We start from the raw sequence: 18,930 nt of genomic DNA, 5'->3' as shown, positions 1-18,930 counted from the left end.
AAAGTTAATGAACAATTTTCTTATTCATCTCACTTATAATTCTTTTATCCCTACCAACACTTGGTTATCCAGTTTTTTTGCTGCCCGAAGATCGTATGTTTTTTCATATTTTGGTTCAATTGCAAGTTTTGCTCCATAAAACATAACATCACGTACTTCTTGCACACTTACTTCTATTACAGCTAATTTTAGAGGAATGCCTTCCATTCTATCTGTCAAAATTTCACCTGCACCACTTATGGAAAATACGGATCCATTCGCCATTATAGTCAATACCACTCCCGGATTGCGCCTTATATTTTCCACAATACGTGAACGTTGATCTACCGCAAATCGAATACTAGTTTCACTCACTGCATACACCCAAGAAATAGCACTTACGTTAGGAACTTGTTTTTCGAAATCTGTTGTTGCTACCATAACAATACATTCTTTACGGAACGTTTGTACTAAATCATCTGTTAATGTAGGCTCTACTACATTCGCCATATTTCCACCTCCAAATATACTTAATATATCCTTATCATAACTTATTTTTCGAATTGCGAAAATATTATTTTTTCCTCCTATTATTCAAAAACATCATACTTCCATGATATACTTATACCGATAGAATTCGTATTGAGGTGACGAAATGAGAGTCAAATGTATGATCTGTGATAAAAAAGATATGTTAGATGACGAAAATCCTACGGCAAAAAAACTGCGTAATCGCCCTATTCATACATATATGTGCATGGAATGTTCGGAACGAATTGCAGAGCGTACGATGGAACGTCATGCAAGTGGTAATTTCCGATTATACCGTGATAAAAAAGTTGAAGACGATTGGTAAAATATAAATAAGTCCTTAATCATATCGATAAGGACTTATTTATATTTTTCAGGTTCACGATTCATCTGATCCAAAAAACAATCAATAGCTTCTAATGGAAATCTCACAGATTTTCTTTCCCCATCAATTTCATATGTAATCAAATACATTTCCTCATTCTTTTTAACTTCCACATCCCTTAATTTATGTTCTTCATATATCATATTTTGAAATAACAAATACGTTTCTTTCGCAGCACTATCATCGGGGCGTGCTTCCGCAACTGTTTTAATCGTTAACCAATTATATAGTGCATCTTGTACTGAACGCATGTCATTAATTCCCCCTCATCCTACTTTTTCTTGTTTTGCTTGACGTAAGCGCAATCTATAAATTCCTAGTACAATTGCTGCTACAACAAGCCCCTCCCCAACAGGTAAAAATACAGCAAAAAAGGTTAACACTGTACATCCAATTGCTAAAGAAATATATATCACGATATTTTTTAGTACAGATAATTTTCTAGCAAATCCTAAATTATAAACGAGAGCACTTAATATAATAATCGTTCCATAAAGTAACCACATTCCTAACTCTGGATTTTCATCCACCTTACATAATTTAGCCAAAAAAGACATCCTTTCTAACACACTCTTCCCCCCTAGCTATAAAAACAAGTTTTCTTTATACACTTAATACAAGAGTAACTCGCAAAAAAAATACTGTCCACAAAAAAGAATAAATATTCTAAAAATAAATAAAACAAAAAAACAACTACCTTTTGGAAAGGTAGTTGTTTTTTTGTTTTTACGCTTCTACAGATTTCTTTTTCTTAGCAGCTCTTTCGCGCTCGCTCTTATCAAGAATCTTTTTACGTAGACGGATTGATTCCGGAGTCACTTCACAGAACTCGTCATCGTTTAAGTACTCTAATGACTCTTCTAAAGTCATTAAGCGTGGTTTTTTCATTGTTGAAGTTTGGTCTTTCGTTGCAGAACGAATGTTAGTTTGTTGTTTCATTTTTACAACGTTAACTGTTAAATCATTTTCACGTGTATGTTCTCCAACAATCATACCAGCATATACTTCTGTACCTGGTTCAACGAAGATTACACCGCGATCTTCAACTTGCATAATACCGTATTGTGATGCTTTTCCTGTTTCAAGTGAAACTAGAACACCTTGACGACGTCCACCTACTTGTCCAGCGTGTACTGGTTGGTAGCAATCGAATGTATGGTTTAAAATACCGTAACCACGAGTTAATGTTAAGAATTCTGTTGTGTAACCAATTAAACCACGTGCTGGAACCATGAAAGTAAGGCGAACTTGACCGTTTCCGTTATTCACCATATCTAACATTTCACCTTTACGTGCACCCATTGATTCCATAATAGAACCAGTGTATTCTTCAGGCACATCGATTTGTACGCGCTCTACAGGCTCACATCTTACGCCATCAACATCTTTAATAATTACTTCAGGTTTAGATACTTGTAGTTCATAACCTTCACGACGCATGTTTTCAATTAGGATAGATAAATGTAACTCACCACGTCCAGATACGATCCACGCATCAGGAGAATCTGTATTATCTACACGTAAACTTACATCTGTTTCTAATTGTGAACGAAGACGCTCTTCAATTTTACGAGATGTAATGTATTTACCTTCACGACCTGCAAATGGGCTGTTATTTACAAGGAATGTCATTTGTAGTGTTGGCTCATCAATACGTAATAATGGTAAAGCCTCTTCATGCTCAACTGGGCATATTGTTTCACCAACGTTAATGTCTTCCATACCTGAAACAGCTACTAAATCTCCAGCTTTTGCTTCTTCAATTTCTTGACGTTTTAATCCAATGTAACCAAATAATTTCGTTACACGGAATTGTTTTACACTTCCGTCAACCTTCATTAATGCAACTTGTTGTCCTACTTTCATAGTACCGCGGAATACGCGTCCAACTCCGATACGACCAACATAGTCATTGTAATCAAGAAGTGCTACTTGGAATTGAAGTGGCTCTTCACTGTTATCCACTGGTGCTGGAATATGTTCAATAATTGTGTCAAACAATGATTTCATATTCTCTTCTTGATTTGCTGGATTTGAATCTAAGCTTGCTGTTCCGTTCATTGCTGATGCAAATACAACTGGGAACTCTAATTGATCTTCGTTTGCACCAAGCTCGATGAATAAGTCAACAACTTCATCAACTACTTCGTCAGGGCGAGCAAAGTCACGGTCAATTTTGTTTACAACTACGATTGGTGTTAAGTTTTGCTCAAGAGCTTTCTTTAAAACAAATCGTGTTTGTGGCATACAACCTTCATATGCATCAACAACAAGTAGAACACCATCAACCATTTTCATGATACGTTCTACTTCTCCACCGAAGTCCGCATGACCAGGTGTATCTAAAATGTTAATTCTTTTATCTTCATAGTGAATCGCAGTATTTTTCGCTAAAATTGTAATACCGCGTTCTCTTTCTAGATCATTTGAGTCCATTGCGCGTTCTTCAATATGTTCATTCGCACGGAACGTCCCCGCTTGACGTAATAACTGGTCAACAAGTGTTGTTTTACCATGGTCAACGTGGGCAATAATTGCTATATTTCGTAAATCTTGTCGTTTTTTCAACATGTCCAACTCCTAATGTCTTTTTAATCCTTCTCTATTATAAGAGCGAAGGGGATACAATGGCAATCAAAATAAAATCAAGAATGAAAATATAGTTGTATTCTTACTTTTGTGAAAGTAAAATGAGATTGGAGGGTGAAGAAATGGAACACATTCAATATCGCTTTTTATTAACTGCAATTATCGGTGTTATTTTCTTAATCGGTATCGGCATTATGGTTGCTGAAAATAGTCCCATTGGTATTATTATTTGCATTATCGGCACATTTGTTACAGTTGGATATGGTTTTGTAACAAAAAGAAAAATGCGTAAATCGCAATAATGTTAAAAAGTAAGAAGCTTGTATATAGCCTCTTACTTTTTTTGTTACTGCGATATAAATGATAATACTTCCTCATATACTCCCGGTTTTGCAACTAATACACTGCTTTTCTCTATAATAGACAGCGGAGCTCCGGAGAATGTTGTCACCTTTCCTCCAACTTCCTCAACTATGATCTGCCCCCCACCAAAATCCCATGGTGATAATCTCGGCGTTACATATGCATCTATTCTTCCCGTTGCAACGTATACCATTTCTAATGCTGCACAGCCATATGATCTCGTACCCCTTGCTTTCTTAACAAGTGCCATCATACTTTCCATATTAAGCAATGGATTGTCGGTAAGCCATATCGCATTTAAAGCTATAATACCATTCTCTACTGTTCCTTTTTCCAATAGAGGAATTGGCGTATCATTACAAAACGCTCCAACTCCCTTTACCGCATGATATAATTCATCATGAACAGGATCATAAATAAGACCAATTTTTCCGATACCGTTCTCATAAATTCCAATTGAAATTGCGAAATTTCTTTTTTGATGTACAAAATTCATTGTACCATCAATTGGATCAATTAACCAAACAACCCCGTCAGAAGAAGTTATCTCATCTCCATAGCCTTCTTCTCCTAAAATATTATGGGTTGGGAATGTTTCTTTAATTTTCCCAATTAAATACTGTTCTATTTCCCGGTCCATGTTTGTTACTAAATCAGCTGCATTTGATTTCGTTTCTATAATAAGTGCTTGTTTCAGTGATGCCATTAAGCGCTCTCCTGCATCTCGAATCCACCGTTTGGCGTGTGCATCGATATCTTTCCATACCTCTTGCATGTTTAAACACTCCGATCTATACTGTTCACAGAAAAAACGAACCCTTTATAAGGTTCGCACCAACTAATTTTTTATACATATACTATTATTACGCTTCTAAACGAATCATTTCAAGTCTCAACACTTCTAATTTTTGTACGCACTCTTCTTTTTTCTGTTTGTCATCCTCCATCATTGCATCATATAAAGTTGCTAATTCATAATCTAGCTCCAAACGTAGCACCGGTATTCTCTTTTCAGCATCTGTTCTCTTTAACGCATTAATCACCTGTCTCATATTATTTGCCTCCTCCCAATATTCGTCTGCCCTCGGACTAGAATTAATTCAATTTTCTGATTTTTTGTTTTATACTATACTATGTTGGATAAATCATCTATGCAACAAAATTATATTTTTTTATTTAAATTTTTTTGTGCTGTTTTTTTTATGAATAGTACAAGCTATGCTAAAATAAAAACAAAATAGGAGTTGGAGGAACAATCATGACACTACAAACATTCAAATCAACTGATTTTGATGTCTTTACAGTTGATGGTCTCGAAGAACGAATGATTGCAATTAAAACGAACATTCATCCTAAGCTAGAAGCTTTAGGGGAACAGTTTGCAGAGTATTTATCCAAACAAACTGATGAGAACTTTTTTTATCATGTCGCAAAACATGCACGCCGCAAAGTCAATCCACCAAACGATACTTGGGTTGCTTTTTCAACAAATAAACGAGGATATAAAATGCTACCACATTTTCAAATTGGTTTATGGGGTACTCACGCCTTCATATACTTTGGTTTAATCTATGAGTGTCCACAAAAAGTGGAGACGGCTCACGCCTTCTTAGAACATTTAAATGATTTAAAAACAAATATTCCAAATGACTTCGTTTGGTCCATTGACCATACTAAACCAAGTGTAAAATTGCATAAAACGCTTGAAACAGAAGACTTACAAAAGATGATTGAACGTTTAGCTACTGTGAAAAAAGCAGAACTATTAGTTGGTATTCATATATCACCAGAGGAGTTTTCAGCAATGACCAACGAACAATTCCTTGCTAAGATTGAATCTACGATGCAATCACTCCTTCCTTTATATGCACTTTGTAATCGATAGTAGAAAACGGACAATTTATATTGTCCGTTTTTAGTTGTTATCACATTATATCACTTCAGTTTTTATTTTTCAAAATATTTTTACATTTTTACAAGCTTTTGTTCTTCGACTTCTTTCGCCCTTTGAATAGTACGATATATAGAATATCCACTTACTTCTTGAAACTCTTTATCAATTTTCTTTTCTTCTGCTTTTGATGGAACAATCTCTTTAAAACGACGATATAATCCCATTAATTCTTCTCTTCTAATTCCTTTTTCATATGCCTTCTCAATTGCTTCATAAAACTTCACAATGGCAACCATTTCTTCATTTGACCAATCGTAATCTAACGGATATTGATATTCCATTTTGCACCTCATTTATCATTTCTACGTGTTTCATTATGCTATCTTAAAGAAAATTTTTTATTCTTCATTATAGCCACTCTGCATTATACACTATTTATTCATTTTAATGGAATTGTCTTCCTCTATGAGTTGACTTGGAAATAACTATTACACATACTCACCATAAAAATATTTTTTTATATACATCTATAATTATTGGTGATATAATGCTTTTGTTTTATAGAAAATAAAGTGTGACTACCATCCAAAAGGATTTTGTGAATGGCAGGAAAACAAGTCTCGTTTTAAAAGTTAATTACCTTACTTTCCTTTTAGAATGAGATGAAATCATATAAAACAAATTCTAATAAATATTACAAAAAAGAAGGGGTGTATAGATTGTCCCAATACGAAACACCATTGTTTACCGCTTTAGTTGAGCACAGTAAGCGAAATCCAATCCAATTCCATATTCCTGGTCATAAAAAAGGACAGGGCATGGATCCTGAATTTCGCGAATTTATTGGGCATAACGCATTAGCAATTGATTTAATTAATATTGCGCCACTCGATGATTTACATCATCCAAAGGGTATGATTAAAGAAGCACAGGATTTAGCTGCTGCTGCATTTGGTGCAGATCATACTTTCTTTTCTATTCAAGGTACAAGTGGCGCTATTATGACAATGGTGATGAGCGTTTGTGGTCCTGGTGACAAAATCCTAGTACCACGAAACGTGCATAAATCAGTAATGTCAGCTATTATTTTCTCAGGTGCAAAACCTATTTTCATGCATCCTGAAATCGATCCAAAACTTGGTATTTCTCATGGAATTACAATTCAATCTGTCAAAAAAGCACTTGAAGAACACTCAGATGCCAAAGGCTTACTTGTTATTAATCCAACCTACTTTGGCTTTGCTGCAGACTTAGAACAGATTGTACAATTAGCACATTCGTACGATATCCCTGTACTAGTCGATGAGGCTCATGGTGTTCATATTCATTTTCACGATGAATTACCGATGTCAGCGATGCAAGCTGGTGCAGATATGGCAGCAACAAGTGTTCACAAATTAGGAGGCTCTTTAACTCAAAGTTCTATTCTTAATGTGAAAGAAGGTCTTGTGAACGTAAAACATGTTCAATCTATTATTAGCATGCTTACGACTACATCAACTTCTTACATCTTATTAGCATCTCTTGATGTAGCAAGAAAACGTCTTGCTACAGAAGGAACAGCGCTCATAGAACAAACAATACAATTAGCTGAACATGTTCGTGATGCTATAAATGCTATTGAGCACCTTTACTGTCCTGGAAAAGAAATGTTAGGTACAGACGCTACTTTTAACTATGATCCTACAAAGATAATTGTGTCTGTGAAAGATTTAGGTATTACCGGCCATCAGGCTGAAGTATGGCTTAGAGAGCAATATAACATTGAAGTAGAACTCTCCGATTTATACAACATACTATGTCTTATCACTTTTGGAGATACAGAAAGCGATACAAATACGCTTATTGCAGCATTACAAGATTTAGCGGAAACATTTAGAAATAGGGCAGATAAAGGTGTTCAAGTACAAGTAGAAATTCCAGAAATACCGGTGCTAGCACTTTCTCCACGAGATGCTTTTTATTCAGAAACAGAAGTCATTCCATTTGAAAATGCGGCAGGTCGTATTATAGCTGATTTTGTTATGGTTTATCCACCAGGGATTCCAATCTTTACTCCGGGGGAAATTATTACACAAGATAACTTAGAGTATATTCGTAAAAATTTAGAAGCAGGTTTACCTGTACAAGGTCCTGAAGATATGACATTACAAACATTACGTGTTATTAAAGAGTACAAGCCTATCAGTTGATAGGCTTTTCTTTCACCTTTTTTCCCTTTCTTCATACGCTACTAAAGAATGTAACGTATAGGTGGGGATACCATTATGATTGTAATAGGTCGTTCTATTGTACACCCTTATATCACAAATGAATATGAGCCATTTGCAGCTGAGAAGCAACAAATTTTATCCATAATGGCAGGAAATCAAGAAGTTTATTCCTTCCGAACTGCTGACGAACTCAGCTTTGATTTAAATTTGCGAGTTAATATTATTATTTCTGCATTAGAACTTTTTCAAAGTGGATTTCAGTTTCGTACGTTTCAACAATCCTTTTGCAACCCCCAGTTTTGGAAAAGAACATCTTTAGGGGGATTCCAACTACTTCCAAATATACCACCTTCTATTGCCATACAAGATATTTTCAAAAACGGGAAACTATATGGGACTGAATGCGCAACCGCTATGATAATTATTTTTTACAAAGCTTTACTATCATTGTATGAGGAAGAAACCTTCAATCGCCTCTTTGCAAATCTTTTACTTTATACTTGGGACTACGATCAAGATTTAAAACTCATAACAAAAACAGGTGGCGACCTTGTTCCTGGCGATCTCGTTTACTTTAAAAACCCACAAGTGAATCCAGCTACGATTGAGTGGCAAGGAGAAAACACAATCTATCTAGGAAATTTCTTTTTTTACGGACATGGCGTAGGTGTAAAAACAAAAGAAGAAATTATCTACTCATTAAATGAACGACGCGTCCCTTACGCTTTTATTTCAGCTTTTTTGACCGATACTATTACTCGTATTGATAGCCGTATAATGAGTCAATACGCCTCTCCAAACACACCACAAACAGCCATAGGGTTTATTCCGATTAGAGATGATGCAATCGTTGCTACAGTTGGCCATACAACTACAATTTATTAAAAAAAGCGCCTACACATGTAGGCGCTTTTTTTAATAATTAAGCTTTTGTATGTTCTTTATGGTCACATTCGCAATGAGATCCACATTTCCCATATAATACTGTTGATTTTTCATCTTCAAAATGTGCGATTGTTCCTTCACATACTTGGCATACGATTGTTCCCATTTTTCATTTCCCCCTGATTTTTAATAGTAATCTACTTATTTATCATTAAGCTTTCGCATTATCTCTATTAGCACAATCACAATTTGTACCACATTTCCCGTAAAGTACTGTCGTTTTCTCATCTTCAAAATGTGCGATTGTTCCTTCGCATACTTGACATACGATTGTTCCCATTTTTCATTTCCCCCTAAGTTTATGGTCCTAAAAACTTTCAGTTGTCCATGTCCTATCAATTATTGGGCTTTTGTATGCTCTGTGTGATCACATCCGCAAGATCCACATTTCCCGTAAAGTACCGTTACTTTCTCATCCTCGAAGTGTGCAATTGTACCTTCACAATCTTGACATACGATTGTTCCCATTTTTCATTTCCCCCTAAGTTTATAATCCCAAAAACTTTTGTAACCGCTTAACTTTCTGTCTTCATTTTAATATGTTATACTTTTTACGTCAATAGGTTTTTAGTATAACACATTAAATATTTTAATTTTAAATTAGTATGCGATATTAACACAAAAAAACAGCCATATTTATACGTACGACTGTTTCAAATTAATTATTCTTCATATTCTGCATGCAATGAAGTAGATGGAACGAGAAATTTAAAAAACTGAGCTAACTCCGCTGCTTCCTCTTGAGATCCTAACTTGAAAATTTCCTGCATATATTGCACATTCTCTACATCATCTTGTCCCAGTAAAGTAGACCTTCCCGTTTGCATACAAACAATGAGTGGCTTTCCAAAAAACATATTTGTATAAACAATCCCAAAGTCATAACGAGTATCATGTGTCATAAATCCTAAAAATCGTACCTTCACACTTTCATGCTCATCATACAATTTTTCAAACATTGGTTTCCACCTCTCTACATCACCTTTCCTACTCATACATAATATTAAACAAAAAAAGCAATACTCCTTTTAATTGTCAAAAAATTCAGTAGGTTGTAGAATGATATTATTCTACTAAGCTAGGGGGAACTTATATGCAACATGCCTTTATTACGCTTGTACCTAAATCCAATCAACACTCTGTTTCAACAGATGATATAAAACAACTTTTTCAGTACTATAAAACAGTTACTTCCCAAACCGGAGTTCAAATTAATTACGCTTATACAAATACCGCTTTTCCTTATGAAATTTTAGATACATCAGCAACAACATTAAAGCTTCAATCCAGTCATGATCGATATGACTCAATTTATGTCGGTGTTGGAATAGAAAATGAACAATCTTTCATTCAAATTTCTTTACCCTCTAATGCAACATTTGGTGATAAAGGGAAAGCAAATGAATTTTGCCGTTTTCTAGCGAAGAAATTAGAAGGAGAATTACAATTATTTAATGGAAGGATAATGTATTTCTATAAACGTTAGTTTAAAAACAAAAATAAACGATTAGAAAAATCATACTATTCGTGCAAGTGAGAAGCATTGCTTTTCTCCTTGCACTTAGTATGACATACGCTATCACATACGCTAAATAAAAGAATATGAGAAAAAGAAAAATTTTATAATGAAGTTTATCACGACTTGACAATAATAACACTGCTGAAAATCCACTCCATAAAACTAGATGTAAAAATGAAACTAGCGTAATTTTCATAGCGTTACCTCCTATCTCTTCTATTATAATGTGGAGTCCATCCCTCTCCATATTAAAAAAACAAACTTCTTCGTATAGAAAACATTTGAAGCTTCTACTTACTCTATGATTTATCTTCTACCATTTATTTAAGTGCTTAACTATTTATATGCCCAAACTCCCTCGTTTTTAAGTTACATTATCTTTATTTTCTTACAATATAGAATTTTCTATCAGTTGCGTGGTATAATTCCTTTGGATTAACTATAGAAAGGAATCAATGATACATGGTATTTAGTAACCTATTTTTTTATGTCTTTTTTTACCTGCAATTCTTCTAGTGTACTATTCAGTACGTAAAGAATTACAAAACATCGTTCTTTTGTTATTTAGTTTATTATTTTATGCCTGGGGAGGGCCTATATATGTCTTCCTTATGCTTTTTTCTATTTTCATTAACTATTGGTTCGGGTTATGGCTTAATACAGGACAAATATCTAATACAAATAGAAAACTCATTCTTACTATAGCAATCGTCGTCAATATTGCTATACTAGGATATTTTAAATATGCTAATTTCTTAGTAGATAATATAAACGGGATTTTTCATACAAACATTGTACTCGAAAAAATCCCATTACCAATCGGGATTTCATTTTTCACTTTCCATGCAATGAGTTATATTATTGATATTTATAAAAGAAAAGTAGAGGCTCAGCGAAATCTGTTTGATTTGGCGCTATACTTTACTATTTTCCCTCAATTAGTTGCGGGACCAATTGTTCGGTATAACACAATAGCTCATCAATTACATGTTAGAACCGTTAATGCTGATATGTTTTCAGAAGGCATTCGTCGTTTTATCCTTGGATTAGGAAAAAAAGTTTTGATTGCAAATCAATTGGGAGCTATTGCCGATGAAATATTTGCAATGGACCCAGCAACAATGAGCGTATCTACTGCTTGGATTGGTGCGATCGCTTATACATTACAAATTTATTTCGATTTTTCAGGCTACAGTGATATGGCCATTGGATTAGGAAAAATGTTCGGGTTTGATTTCTTAGAAAACTTCAATTATCCGTATATATCAAAATCGATTTCTGAATTTTGGCGTCGCTGGCATATTTCCCTTGGTTCATGGTTCCGTGATTATGTCTATATCCCACTAGGTGGCAATCGAGTATCTAGCTGGAAAATCTATCGTAATCTCTTTATAGTATGGGCGCTAACAGGTTTTTGGCATGGGGCTAGTTGGACATTTATGATTTGGGGTATCTATTACGGATGTTTAATTGCTTTGGAAAAATCCGGTTTTGAGAAAATCTTGCAAAAATTATGGTGGCCAATTCAACATGTATACGTGCTGTTTTTAGTGATTATCGGTTGGGTTTTCTTCAGAGCTGACAACTTTAGCTACTGTTCTAAATTTTTACAAGCAATGTTCGGATTAAATGGATCGTTGACTGACATTACTAGTTATTTCTATGTGATGAATTATTGGGGAATCTTTATACTTGCAATAGTGACATCAGCTCCAATTTTCTCTTGGATCAAGACTCTATTTGTAAATAAAAAGATAGTACTTTTATCTCCACTTTACTATTTGAGTGTTTTAATCATTACTATGATGTACTTAACGAATGCAACTTACAATCCATTTATTTACTTCCGCTTCTAAAGGAGGGCTAACTATGAAAAATTTAACTAATCGTATATTAATCACTGGATTTCTCGCTATTATTTTCGGGATGTGTATATGGACAGCCAAAATAATATATTGGGATAAAAAAAGTTTTTCTGATTTTGAAAACAGAGAATTAGCTTTAGATCCAGTCCTAACTATGGATACTATAAAATCCGGAAAATATTTCAAAGATACTGAATTACACTTTACAGATCATATTGCCGCACGAGATAAATTTATTGAAACTTACACAAAGTTGCAATTAAAATTCAATCGCACTTTTGTAAATAATAATTTCGTCGCAGATGACGGTTTCATTTTGTCTGCACCTACAAATATTGATATGCGTGATCAAATAAAACAATCTGTAAGTGAACTAGACAACTTAAGAAATCAATTTACAAAAACAGAATTTTATTTCCTGTTAGCTCCAAGTAAACTAACGACATTTTCGTATAAGTACCCACCATATGTAGATCGTGGGTATGATCAAAAACATCGTGATTATTTTGTACAAGAATTACAGAAAATAAATTTTCCATTTATTGATGTTCTACCTGCTATTCAAAAAGAATTTACTCACGAACAATTAGAAGAACTATACTTTAAAACGGATCACCATTGGAATATGAAAGGTGCGTTTTATGCATACGAACAAACAATGAATTACATTGCTAATCACTCTAAAGTATTTACAGGAAATGTTGTTAATCGAGATGATTATAAAACCACTATAGAAGAACCTAATGGACAATTTATCGGTAGTTGGAATAGACAATTATACAAATTAATAAAAACACCTGAAACAATTCCATATGTACAATTAAAAGAAAACCCAAATGTGTGGGATAATTATACTGTCTATCTCGGTCCAAAATCAGAAGAAACAAGTAAAATACCGATGAAAGAATTCTTTGCAGTGAACAAAAAGAAGCTTTCACCAGACTATGCATCGGTTTATCAAACAGACTATTCACAGATTAACATCTTAAATCCAAATGCAAAAAGTAAATTGCATGCTGTCATTATTAAAGATTCTTATGCAGATGCAACTTATCCTTTATTCGCACAAGAATTCGAACAAACAACTTTTATTGATCCACGATTTGGGGCAAGTAAAAATATTAAACAAGATCTTGAAAAACTAAATGCTGATATCGTCTTATTTCTTTATAATGACACTAGTACAAGTAAACAAATGTATCAATTTGAAAATAAAGAATAAAAAACAAGAGGTGAATCATTCCGATTCACCTCTTGTTTTTCTATTCATATAACACATACATAAAAAAACGTCTTCTAAATTTAGAAGACGTTTTTTTATTATTTTACAATGTGAATTGGCATTCCAAGAGCAACTTCAGCTGCTTCCATTGTGATTTCACCTAATGTTGGGTGAGCGTGGATTGTTTGAGCGATATCTTCAGCTGTCATTCCAGCTTCGATAGCTAAACCAATCTCAGAGATAATATCAGAAGCACCTGCGCCTGCAACTTGAGCACCTACAAGAAGACCATCTTCTTTACGTGTTACAAGTTGTAGGAAACCGTCAGTGCTGTTTAATGATAACGCACGACCGTTTGCAGCGAATGGGAACTTAGATACAGTTACAGTCATTCCTGCTTCTTCAGCTTGTTTCTTAGTGTAACCAACAGATGCTAATTCTGGATCAGTGAAGCATACTGCAGGAATTCCGATGTAATCGATAGCTGATGCATGGCCACTAATTGCTTCAACAGCTACTTTACCTTCGTAAGAAGCTTTGTGAGCTAATGGTGGTCCAGGAACGATATCACCGATTGCATAGATGTTTGGTACGTTTGTACGGCATTGCTCATCGATTTCGATGATACCGCGGTCAGTCATTTTAACTCCAACTTGCTCAAGACCGATTTCTTGAGTGTTTGGACGACGACCTACAGTTACTAATACGTAATCTGCTTCTACAGTTTGGATTTCACCTTTAACTTCGAAGCTAACTTTTACGCCAGTTTCTGTTTCTTCAACGCCTTTAGCCATAGCTTTTGTATGGATATTTACGTTACCTTTCTTTTGAAGAGCACGTTTAACAACAGAGCTCATTGCTTTTTCAAAACCAGCTAAGATTTCGTCGCCAGCTTCTACTACAGTAACTTCTGTACCGAAGTTAGCATATGCAGTACCTAATTCCATACCGATGTAACCGCCGCCGATTACAACAAGTTTTTTAGGAATTTCAGGTAAGCTTAAAGCACCTGTAGAGTTGATAACACGTTTAGAGTATTTGAATCCAGGAATTTCGATTGGTGTAGAACCAGTTGCAAGAACAGCATTTTTAAACGTGTACGTTTGAGCTGCATCTTCAGTCATTACGCGTAATGTGTTAGCATCTACGAAGTAAGCTTCACCGCGAATGATTTCAACTTTATTACCTTTAAGAAGGCCTTCAACACCGCCAGTTAATTTCTTAACTACGCCGTTTTTCCATTCTTGAACTTTTGTAAAGTCAACTTTTACGTTCTCTGCAGTGATACCCATGTCATCAGAATGCATTGCATTCTCATAACGATGACCTGCATTGATTAACGCTTTTGAAGGAATACATCCAACGTTTAAGCATACGCCACCAAGGTTAGCTTTTTCAATGATTGCTACCTTTTGACCTAATTGTGCTGCACGAATTGCCGCAACGTATCCACCAGGACCTGCACCAACAACGACTGTATCTAATTCAATTGGGAAATCTCCTACTACCATTGTTATTACGCCTCCATTACTAATAATTGTGGGTCATTCAATAGACGTTTAATTTGGTTTAATGCTTTTTGAGCAGTTGCGCCGTCAATTAAACGATGGTCAAAGCTTAGAGATAATGCTAATACTGGAGCTGCAACGATCTCACCATTTTTCACAACTGGCTTCTCAGCGATACGGCCGATACCAAGGATTGCTACTTCTGGGTGATTGATAACTGGAGTGAACCATTGTCCACCTGCAGAACCAATGTTTGTAATTGTGCAAGAAGCACCTTTCATTTCAGTTGGAGCTAAACGACCTTCACGGGCTTTACCAGCAAGATCATTGATCTCGTTAGAAATAGTGAAGATAGACTTGCGATCTGTATCTTTAACAACTGGTACTAATAGACCTTTGTCTGTATCAGCTGCGATACCGATGTTGAAGTAATGTTTGTGAACTACTTCTTGAGATGCATCGTCTAAAGAAGTGTTTAACATTGGGTATTCACGTAATGCAGATGTTAAAGCTTTAACAACGTACGGAAGGTAAGTTAATTTAATACCTTTGTCAGCTGCAACAGCTTTGAACTTCTTACGGTGAGCAACAAGCTCAGTTACATCAACTTCATCCATTAATGTTACGTGAGGAGCTGTATGCTTAGAGTTAACCATTGCTTTCGCAATCGCTTTACGGATACCACTCATTTTCTCACGAGTTTCTGGATATTCACCAGCTGGGATTGGTTGTGCTTTTGGTGCTTCTTCTTTCGCTGCTGCTGGAGTAGCTTCTACTGCTGCTGGAGCCTCAGTTGCAGCTACAGTTTGTCCACCATTTGCAAATGCATCGATGTCAGCTTTCACAACGCGACCGTTCTTACCAGATCCAGCTACTTTATGAATATCTACACCTTTTTCACGAGCATATTTACGAACAGATGGCATAGCGATAACGCGCTCATTTACTACTTCTGCAGTTGCTGCTGGAGTAGCTTCCGCTGCTGGAGCTTCTACTGCTGCTTCTTCAGCTTTTGGAGCTTCATCATGATCGTCACCTTTAAATTTAAGGTTTTCGTATCCAGGAGCATCAAATTTAATTAATGTATCTCCTACAATTGCAACTGTTCCTTCTTCTACAAGTACTTCAAGTACTTTACCTTTAACAGGAGAAGGGATTTCTACTACTGCTTTATCATTTTGTACTTCAAGAAGTACATCGTCTTCATTTACTTCATCGCCTGGTTTAATAAACCATTTTACGATTTCACCTTCGTGGATACCTTCACCGATATCTGGTAGTTTAAATTCAAATGCCACGGAATTCAGCCCCCTGATTCATTTCATTATTATGGAATATGTACAAAAGAAACCAGCATGTGCTGATTTCTTTTGCACATGAAAAACTAAAAATTAGAAGTTCATTACTTTGTTAACAGCTTCAACAATATCTTTATGGTTTGGTAACCATACGCTCTCAGCTTGAGAGAATGGGAATACTGTATCAGCAGCTGCAACACGTACAACTGGAGCTTCTAAGTTTAAGATTGCACGATCGTTAATTTCCGCTACAACGTTAGCTGCAATACCAGCTTGTTTTTGAGCTTCTTGAACTACAACTACGCGGCCTGTTTTTTCAACAGAAGCGATGATTGTTTCGATATCTAATGGTTGAACTGTACGTAAGTCAACCACCTCTAAAGAGATACCTTCTTTTTCAAGTTCTTCAGCAGCTTTTAATGCAGCATGAACCATAGCACCATAAGCGATAACAGATACATCTGTACCTTCACGTTTGATATCAGCTTTACCTAAATCAATTGTGTATTCACCTTCTGGTACATCTTGACGGAATGAACGGTACAATTTCATATGCTCTAAGTAGATAACTGGATCGTTGTCACGAATCGCAGAGATTAAAAGACCTTTTGCATCGTATGGAGTAGATGGAATAACAACTTTTAGACCAGGTTGTTGAGCCACTAATCCTTCTAAGCTATCAGCATGTAGTTCAGGAGTATGAACACCGCCACCGAATGGAGAACGAACTGTTACTGGAGCAGTCCAACGTCCGCCAGAACGGTAACGCATACGAGCTAATTGACCAGAAATTGAATCCATTACTTCATAAACGAAACCGAAGAATTGGATTTCTGGAACTGGACGGAATCCTTCAAGTGCAAGTCCAACTGCAAGTCCACCAATACCAGACTCTGCAAGTGGAGTATCCATTACACGATCTTCACCGAATTCAGCTTGTAAACCTTCAGTAGCACGGAATACACCGCCGTTTACACCAACGTCTTCACCAAACACAAGTACGTTAGGGTCATTTTTCATTTCAACGCGTAAAGCATCAGTGATTGCTTGAATCATTGTCATTTGAGCCATGGCTTACTTCGACTCCTTTTCTTTGTAAATTTCATATTGTTCAGCTAAGTTGTAAGGCATTTTTTCGTACATGATTTCCATTAAATCAGTAACTTTTTGTTTTGGAGCTTGGTCAGCCTTAGCAATTGCTTGTTTGATATCTTCTTTTGCTTCTTCAATTACTTTCTCTTCAACTTCTTGAGACCATAGGCCTTTAGTTTCTAAGAACTTACGGAAGCGTACGATTGGATCCTTTTGTTCCCATTCGTTTTCGATATCTTTTGTACGGTAACGAGTTGGGTCATCACCAGCCATTGTATGTGGACCATAACGGAATGTTAAAGTCTCGATTAAAGTAGGGCCTTCGCCATTTACTGCGCGCTCACGAGCGAAAGCAGTTGCTGCGTATACAGCTAATGGATCCATACCGTCTACTTGAATTCCGTAAATACCTGCTGCTACTGCTTTTTGTGCTACAGTTTTAGCTGCAGATTGTTTTTCTACTGGAGTAGAGATTGCATAACGGTTGTTTTGAACAACGAAGATTGCTGGAGCTTTGAATGCACCTGCAAAGTTCATACCTTCGTAGAAGTCACCTTGTGAAGCACCACCGTCACCAGTGTAAGTAATTGCAACAGATTTTTTACCACGTAGTTTCATACCTAACGCAACACCAGCAGTTTGGATGATTTGCGCACCGATAATGATTTGTGGAGCTAGTGCATTTACATTCTCAGGCATTTGGTTACCCATGAAGTGTCCACGAGAGAATAAGAATGCTTGATATAATGGTAATCCGTGCCATACTAATTGTGGTACATCACGGTATCCTGGTAAGATAAAGTCTTCTGCTTCAAGTGCGAAATGACTTGCTAATTGAGAAGCTTCTTGTCCAGCTGTAGGTGCGTAGAAACCTAAACGTCCTTGACGGTTTAAAGAAATAGAACGTTGATCTAGTACGCGAGTATACACCATACGACGCATTAATTCTTTTAATTGATCATCAGATAATTCAGGCATAGCTGCTTCATTCACAACTTCGCCATTTTCATTTAAAATTTGTAATGTTTCAAATTGAGCTGCGATAGCTTTCATTTGCTCATCAACATTAAATAGGGTCTTTTTTGTTTTAGTACCCATTCCGTTCACCTCTTCCTCTCTTGAACCATATTCTGAAACGCTTTCACTGGCTATTTTCCAGTTTAAAAAGCGCAACGATGTAAACCAACATGTTTGTCTGTCGGTTGAGAATAATTTTGTGTACCTAACAATCTGTACTAATGTTTTTTCAGAAACATATTAATACAATCTTGATCACGTTTTTTAGTTTACAACTATTCTAATTACGATGTCAATTACTTTGAATACGTTTTTTTATAAATAATATGCAGGTTTCTATTACACAAACGTGTTTTTATTTTTCACATCTGTATTAGTAAGCATTGACCCACTGTTATATTATTCCCTTTTTCACTTATTTTTTCTCTTAGAATAATATGTAAACGATTTAATTCTCTTTAGTTTTTCTCTCTTCGTAACAAAAATATACAAACTCTTCTTCCTTTTTTA

The 18,930-nt window shown here is 35.6% G+C and carries 23 protein-coding genes and 1 pseudogene; 8 read left to right on the top strand and 16 right to left on the bottom strand.

Annotated elements, in window-relative coordinates:
- Positions 1-33: 33 nt before the first annotated feature.
- A complete protein-coding gene (locus tag JDS98_RS17490; protein WP_000024575.1) occupies positions 34-489 on the bottom strand; it encodes a pyridoxamine 5'-phosphate oxidase family protein in 456 nt (151 codons plus the stop codon).
- 145 nt (positions 490-634) lie between these two features.
- Here JDS98_RS17490 and JDS98_RS17485 point away from each other — a divergent pair, with 145 nt between their 5' ends.
- Positions 635-835 (top strand): YlaI family protein, encoded by a 201-nt coding sequence (locus tag JDS98_RS17485; RefSeq protein WP_002093346.1) that lies wholly within the window; start codon positions 635-637, stop codon positions 833-835.
- A gap of 35 nt (positions 836-870) precedes the next feature.
- Here JDS98_RS17485 and JDS98_RS17480 read toward each other — a convergent pair whose 3' ends face one another.
- The 3 genes from JDS98_RS17480 to typA form a co-directional block, all read right to left on the bottom strand.
- Positions 871-1,146: a hypothetical protein gene (locus JDS98_RS17480; protein WP_001258146.1), complete on the bottom strand. Its 276-nt coding sequence runs from the start codon at positions 1,144-1,146 to the stop codon at positions 871-873.
- Between the two features lie 15 nt (positions 1,147-1,161).
- Positions 1,162-1,464 (bottom strand): YlaH-like family protein, encoded by a 303-nt coding sequence (locus JDS98_RS17475; protein WP_199634164.1) that lies wholly within the window; start codon positions 1,462-1,464, stop codon positions 1,162-1,164.
- 157 nt (positions 1,465-1,621) lie between these two features.
- Complete coding sequence (gene typA, locus JDS98_RS17470) at positions 1,622-3,466, bottom strand: translational GTPase TypA (RefSeq protein WP_199634163.1); 1,845 nt, start codon at positions 3,464-3,466, stop codon at positions 1,622-1,624.
- Between the two features lie 140 nt (positions 3,467-3,606).
- On the opposite strand from typA, the gene JDS98_RS17465 reads away from it, so the two are divergent.
- Positions 3,607-3,786 carry a DUF5325 family protein gene (locus JDS98_RS17465; RefSeq protein ID WP_000400129.1) on the top strand — a complete coding sequence of 60 codons (180 nt, stop codon included), beginning with the start codon at positions 3,607-3,609 and terminating at the stop codon, positions 3,784-3,786.
- A gap of 44 nt (positions 3,787-3,830) precedes the next feature.
- On the opposite strand, the gene JDS98_RS17460 is transcribed toward JDS98_RS17465, so the two are convergent.
- Together JDS98_RS17460 and JDS98_RS17455 are read right to left on the bottom strand one after the other, a co-directional pair.
- Positions 3,831-4,622, bottom strand: coding sequence for an inositol monophosphatase family protein (locus tag JDS98_RS17460; protein ID WP_001158712.1), 792 nt, complete (start codon positions 4,620-4,622; stop codon positions 3,831-3,833).
- Between the two features lie 88 nt (positions 4,623-4,710).
- Positions 4,711-4,899 (bottom strand): hypothetical protein, encoded by a 189-nt coding sequence (locus JDS98_RS17455; RefSeq protein ID WP_001250164.1) that lies wholly within the window; start codon positions 4,897-4,899, stop codon positions 4,711-4,713.
- Positions 4,900-5,105: 206 nt separating this feature from the next.
- On the opposite strand from JDS98_RS17455, the gene JDS98_RS17450 reads away from it, so the two are divergent.
- On the top strand, positions 5,106-5,732 hold the full coding sequence (locus JDS98_RS17450; RefSeq protein WP_087969772.1) for a YktB family protein: 627 nt from the start codon (positions 5,106-5,108) through the stop codon (positions 5,730-5,732).
- A gap of 80 nt (positions 5,733-5,812) precedes the next feature.
- Here the strand turns inward: JDS98_RS17450 and JDS98_RS17445 are convergent, their stop codons facing one another.
- A complete protein-coding gene (locus JDS98_RS17445; RefSeq protein WP_000456544.1) occupies positions 5,813-6,082 on the bottom strand; it encodes a UPF0223 family protein in 270 nt (89 codons plus the stop codon).
- Between the two features lie 378 nt (positions 6,083-6,460).
- On the opposite strand from JDS98_RS17445, the gene speA reads away from it, so the two are divergent.
- On the top strand, positions 6,461-7,933 hold the full coding sequence (gene speA / locus JDS98_RS17440; RefSeq protein ID WP_000084886.1) for an arginine decarboxylase: 1,473 nt from the start codon (positions 6,461-6,463) through the stop codon (positions 7,931-7,933).
- A 75-nt stretch (positions 7,934-8,008) separates the two neighbouring features.
- The gene (locus JDS98_RS17435; protein ID WP_000635336.1) at positions 8,009-8,839 is read left to right on the top strand and encodes a protein-glutamine gamma-glutamyltransferase; all 831 of its coding nucleotides are present in this window, start codon (positions 8,009-8,011) and stop codon (positions 8,837-8,839) included.
- Positions 8,840-8,876: 37 nt separating this feature from the next.
- On the opposite strand, the gene JDS98_RS17430 is transcribed toward JDS98_RS17435, so the two are convergent.
- The 4 genes from JDS98_RS17430 to JDS98_RS17415 all read right to left on the bottom strand — a co-directional run bounded on the left by JDS98_RS17430 (position 8,877) and on the right by JDS98_RS17415 (position 9,858).
- On the bottom strand, positions 8,877-9,005 hold the full coding sequence (locus JDS98_RS17430; protein WP_000536785.1) for a GapA-binding peptide SR1P: 129 nt from the start codon (positions 9,003-9,005) through the stop codon (positions 8,877-8,879).
- 45 nt (positions 9,006-9,050) lie between these two features.
- Positions 9,051-9,179: a GapA-binding peptide SR1P gene (locus tag JDS98_RS17425; protein WP_000536788.1), complete on the bottom strand. Its 129-nt coding sequence runs from the start codon at positions 9,177-9,179 to the stop codon at positions 9,051-9,053.
- A 59-nt stretch (positions 9,180-9,238) separates the two neighbouring features.
- A complete protein-coding gene (locus tag JDS98_RS17420) occupies positions 9,239-9,367 on the bottom strand; it encodes a GapA-binding peptide SR1P (RefSeq protein ID WP_000536778.1) in 129 nt (42 codons plus the stop codon).
- 194 nt (positions 9,368-9,561) lie between these two features.
- Positions 9,562-9,858, bottom strand: a complete 297-nt coding sequence (locus JDS98_RS17415; RefSeq protein ID WP_000462031.1) for a DUF3055 domain-containing protein — start codon at positions 9,856-9,858, stop codon at positions 9,562-9,564.
- A gap of 134 nt (positions 9,859-9,992) precedes the next feature.
- On the opposite strand from JDS98_RS17415, the gene JDS98_RS17410 reads away from it, so the two are divergent.
- Entirely contained in the window at positions 9,993-10,385 is a 393-nt protein-coding gene (locus JDS98_RS17410; RefSeq protein WP_001163290.1) for a DUF1885 family protein, read from the top strand.
- Between the two features lies 1 nt (position 10,386).
- On the opposite strand, the gene JDS98_RS17405 is transcribed toward JDS98_RS17410, so the two are convergent.
- Positions 10,387-10,614 (bottom strand): hypothetical protein, encoded by a 228-nt coding sequence (locus JDS98_RS17405; protein WP_000705227.1) that lies wholly within the window; start codon positions 10,612-10,614, stop codon positions 10,387-10,389.
- Between the two features lie 266 nt (positions 10,615-10,880).
- Between JDS98_RS17405 and JDS98_RS17400 the strand changes: the two are divergent.
- Positions 10,881-12,274 (top strand): annotated as a pseudogene (locus JDS98_RS17400) (MBOAT family O-acyltransferase).
- A 13-nt stretch (positions 12,275-12,287) separates the two neighbouring features.
- Positions 12,288-13,505: a DHHW family protein gene (locus JDS98_RS17395; protein ID WP_079519572.1), complete on the top strand. Its 1,218-nt coding sequence runs from the start codon at positions 12,288-12,290 to the stop codon at positions 13,503-13,505.
- Positions 13,506-13,603: 98 nt separating this feature from the next.
- On the opposite strand, the gene lpdA is transcribed toward JDS98_RS17395, so the two are convergent.
- From lpdA to pdhA, 4 genes are all read right to left on the bottom strand, one after another.
- Positions 13,604-15,016, bottom strand: coding sequence for a dihydrolipoyl dehydrogenase (gene lpdA, locus JDS98_RS17390; protein ID WP_000260104.1), 1,413 nt, complete (start codon positions 15,014-15,016; stop codon positions 13,604-13,606).
- Positions 15,017-15,021: 5 nt separating this feature from the next.
- Positions 15,022-16,311 carry a pyruvate dehydrogenase complex dihydrolipoyllysine-residue acetyltransferase gene (gene pdhC, locus JDS98_RS17385; RefSeq protein ID WP_000863414.1) on the bottom strand — a complete coding sequence of 430 codons (1,290 nt, stop codon included), beginning with the start codon at positions 16,309-16,311 and terminating at the stop codon, positions 15,022-15,024.
- A gap of 93 nt (positions 16,312-16,404) precedes the next feature.
- A complete protein-coding gene (gene pdhB, locus JDS98_RS17380) occupies positions 16,405-17,382 on the bottom strand; it encodes a pyruvate dehydrogenase complex E1 component subunit beta (RefSeq protein WP_000068166.1) in 978 nt (325 codons plus the stop codon).
- Positions 17,383-17,385: 3 nt separating this feature from the next.
- A complete protein-coding gene (gene pdhA / locus JDS98_RS17375; protein ID WP_000536896.1) occupies positions 17,386-18,501 on the bottom strand; it encodes a pyruvate dehydrogenase E1 component subunit alpha in 1,116 nt (371 codons plus the stop codon).
- Positions 18,502-18,930: the final 429 nt, after the last annotated feature.

The sequence above is a fragment of the Bacillus cereus group sp. N11 genome (assembly GCF_016483605.1).
GTDB classification, from domain to species: domain Bacteria; phylum Bacillota; class Bacilli; order Bacillales; family Bacillaceae_G; genus Bacillus_A; species Bacillus_A toyonensis.
The sequence above is the reverse complement of the archived record's forward strand: the minus strand, read 5'-3'. Positions and strand labels throughout refer to the sequence as shown.

Coding starts and splice junctions, on each gene's coding strand:
- JDS98_RS17490 (WP_000024575.1), bottom strand. CDS start 489: ATGGCGAATGTAGTAGAGCCTACATTAACAGATGATTTAGTACAAACG.
- JDS98_RS17485 (WP_002093346.1), top strand. CDS start 635: ATGAGAGTCAAATGTATGATCTGTGATAAAAAAGATATGTTAGATGAC.
- JDS98_RS17480 (WP_001258146.1), bottom strand. CDS start 1,146: ATGCGTTCAGTACAAGATGCACTATATAATTGGTTAACGATTAAAACA.
- typA (WP_199634163.1), bottom strand. CDS start 3,466: ATGTTGAAAAAACGACAAGATTTACGAAATATAGCAATTATTGCCCAC.
- JDS98_RS17465 (WP_000400129.1), top strand. CDS start 3,607: ATGGAACACATTCAATATCGCTTTTTATTAACTGCAATTATCGGTGTT.
- JDS98_RS17460 (WP_001158712.1), bottom strand. CDS start 4,622: ATGCAAGAGGTATGGAAAGATATCGATGCACACGCCAAACGGTGGATT.
- JDS98_RS17455 (WP_001250164.1), bottom strand. CDS start 4,899: ATGAGACAGGTGATTAATGCGTTAAAGAGAACAGATGCTGAAAAGAGA.
- JDS98_RS17450 (WP_087969772.1), top strand. CDS start 5,106: ATGACACTACAAACATTCAAATCAACTGATTTTGATGTCTTTACAGTT.
- JDS98_RS17445 (WP_000456544.1), bottom strand. CDS start 6,082: ATGGAATATCAATATCCGTTAGATTACGATTGGTCAAATGAAGAAATG.
- JDS98_RS17435 (WP_000635336.1), top strand. CDS start 8,009: ATGATTGTAATAGGTCGTTCTATTGTACACCCTTATATCACAAATGAA.
- JDS98_RS17430 (WP_000536785.1), bottom strand. CDS start 9,005: ATGGGAACAATCGTATGCCAAGTATGTGAAGGAACAATCGCACATTTT.
- JDS98_RS17425 (WP_000536788.1), bottom strand. CDS start 9,179: ATGGGAACAATCGTATGTCAAGTATGCGAAGGAACAATCGCACATTTT.
- JDS98_RS17420 (WP_000536778.1), bottom strand. CDS start 9,367: ATGGGAACAATCGTATGTCAAGATTGTGAAGGTACAATTGCACACTTC.
- JDS98_RS17415 (WP_000462031.1), bottom strand. CDS start 9,858: ATGTTTGAAAAATTGTATGATGAGCATGAAAGTGTGAAGGTACGATTT.
- JDS98_RS17410 (WP_001163290.1), top strand. CDS start 9,993: ATGCAACATGCCTTTATTACGCTTGTACCTAAATCCAATCAACACTCT.
- JDS98_RS17405 (WP_000705227.1), bottom strand. CDS start 10,614: ATGAAAATTACGCTAGTTTCATTTTTACATCTAGTTTTATGGAGTGGA.
- JDS98_RS17395 (WP_079519572.1), top strand. CDS start 12,288: ATGAAAAATTTAACTAATCGTATATTAATCACTGGATTTCTCGCTATT.
- lpdA (WP_000260104.1), bottom strand. CDS start 15,016: ATGGTAGTAGGAGATTTCCCAATTGAATTAGATACAGTCGTTGTTGGT.
- pdhB (WP_000068166.1), bottom strand. CDS start 17,382: ATGGCTCAAATGACAATGATTCAAGCAATCACTGATGCTTTACGCGTT.
- pdhA (WP_000536896.1), bottom strand. CDS start 18,501: ATGGGTACTAAAACAAAAAAGACCCTATTTAATGTTGATGAGCAAATG.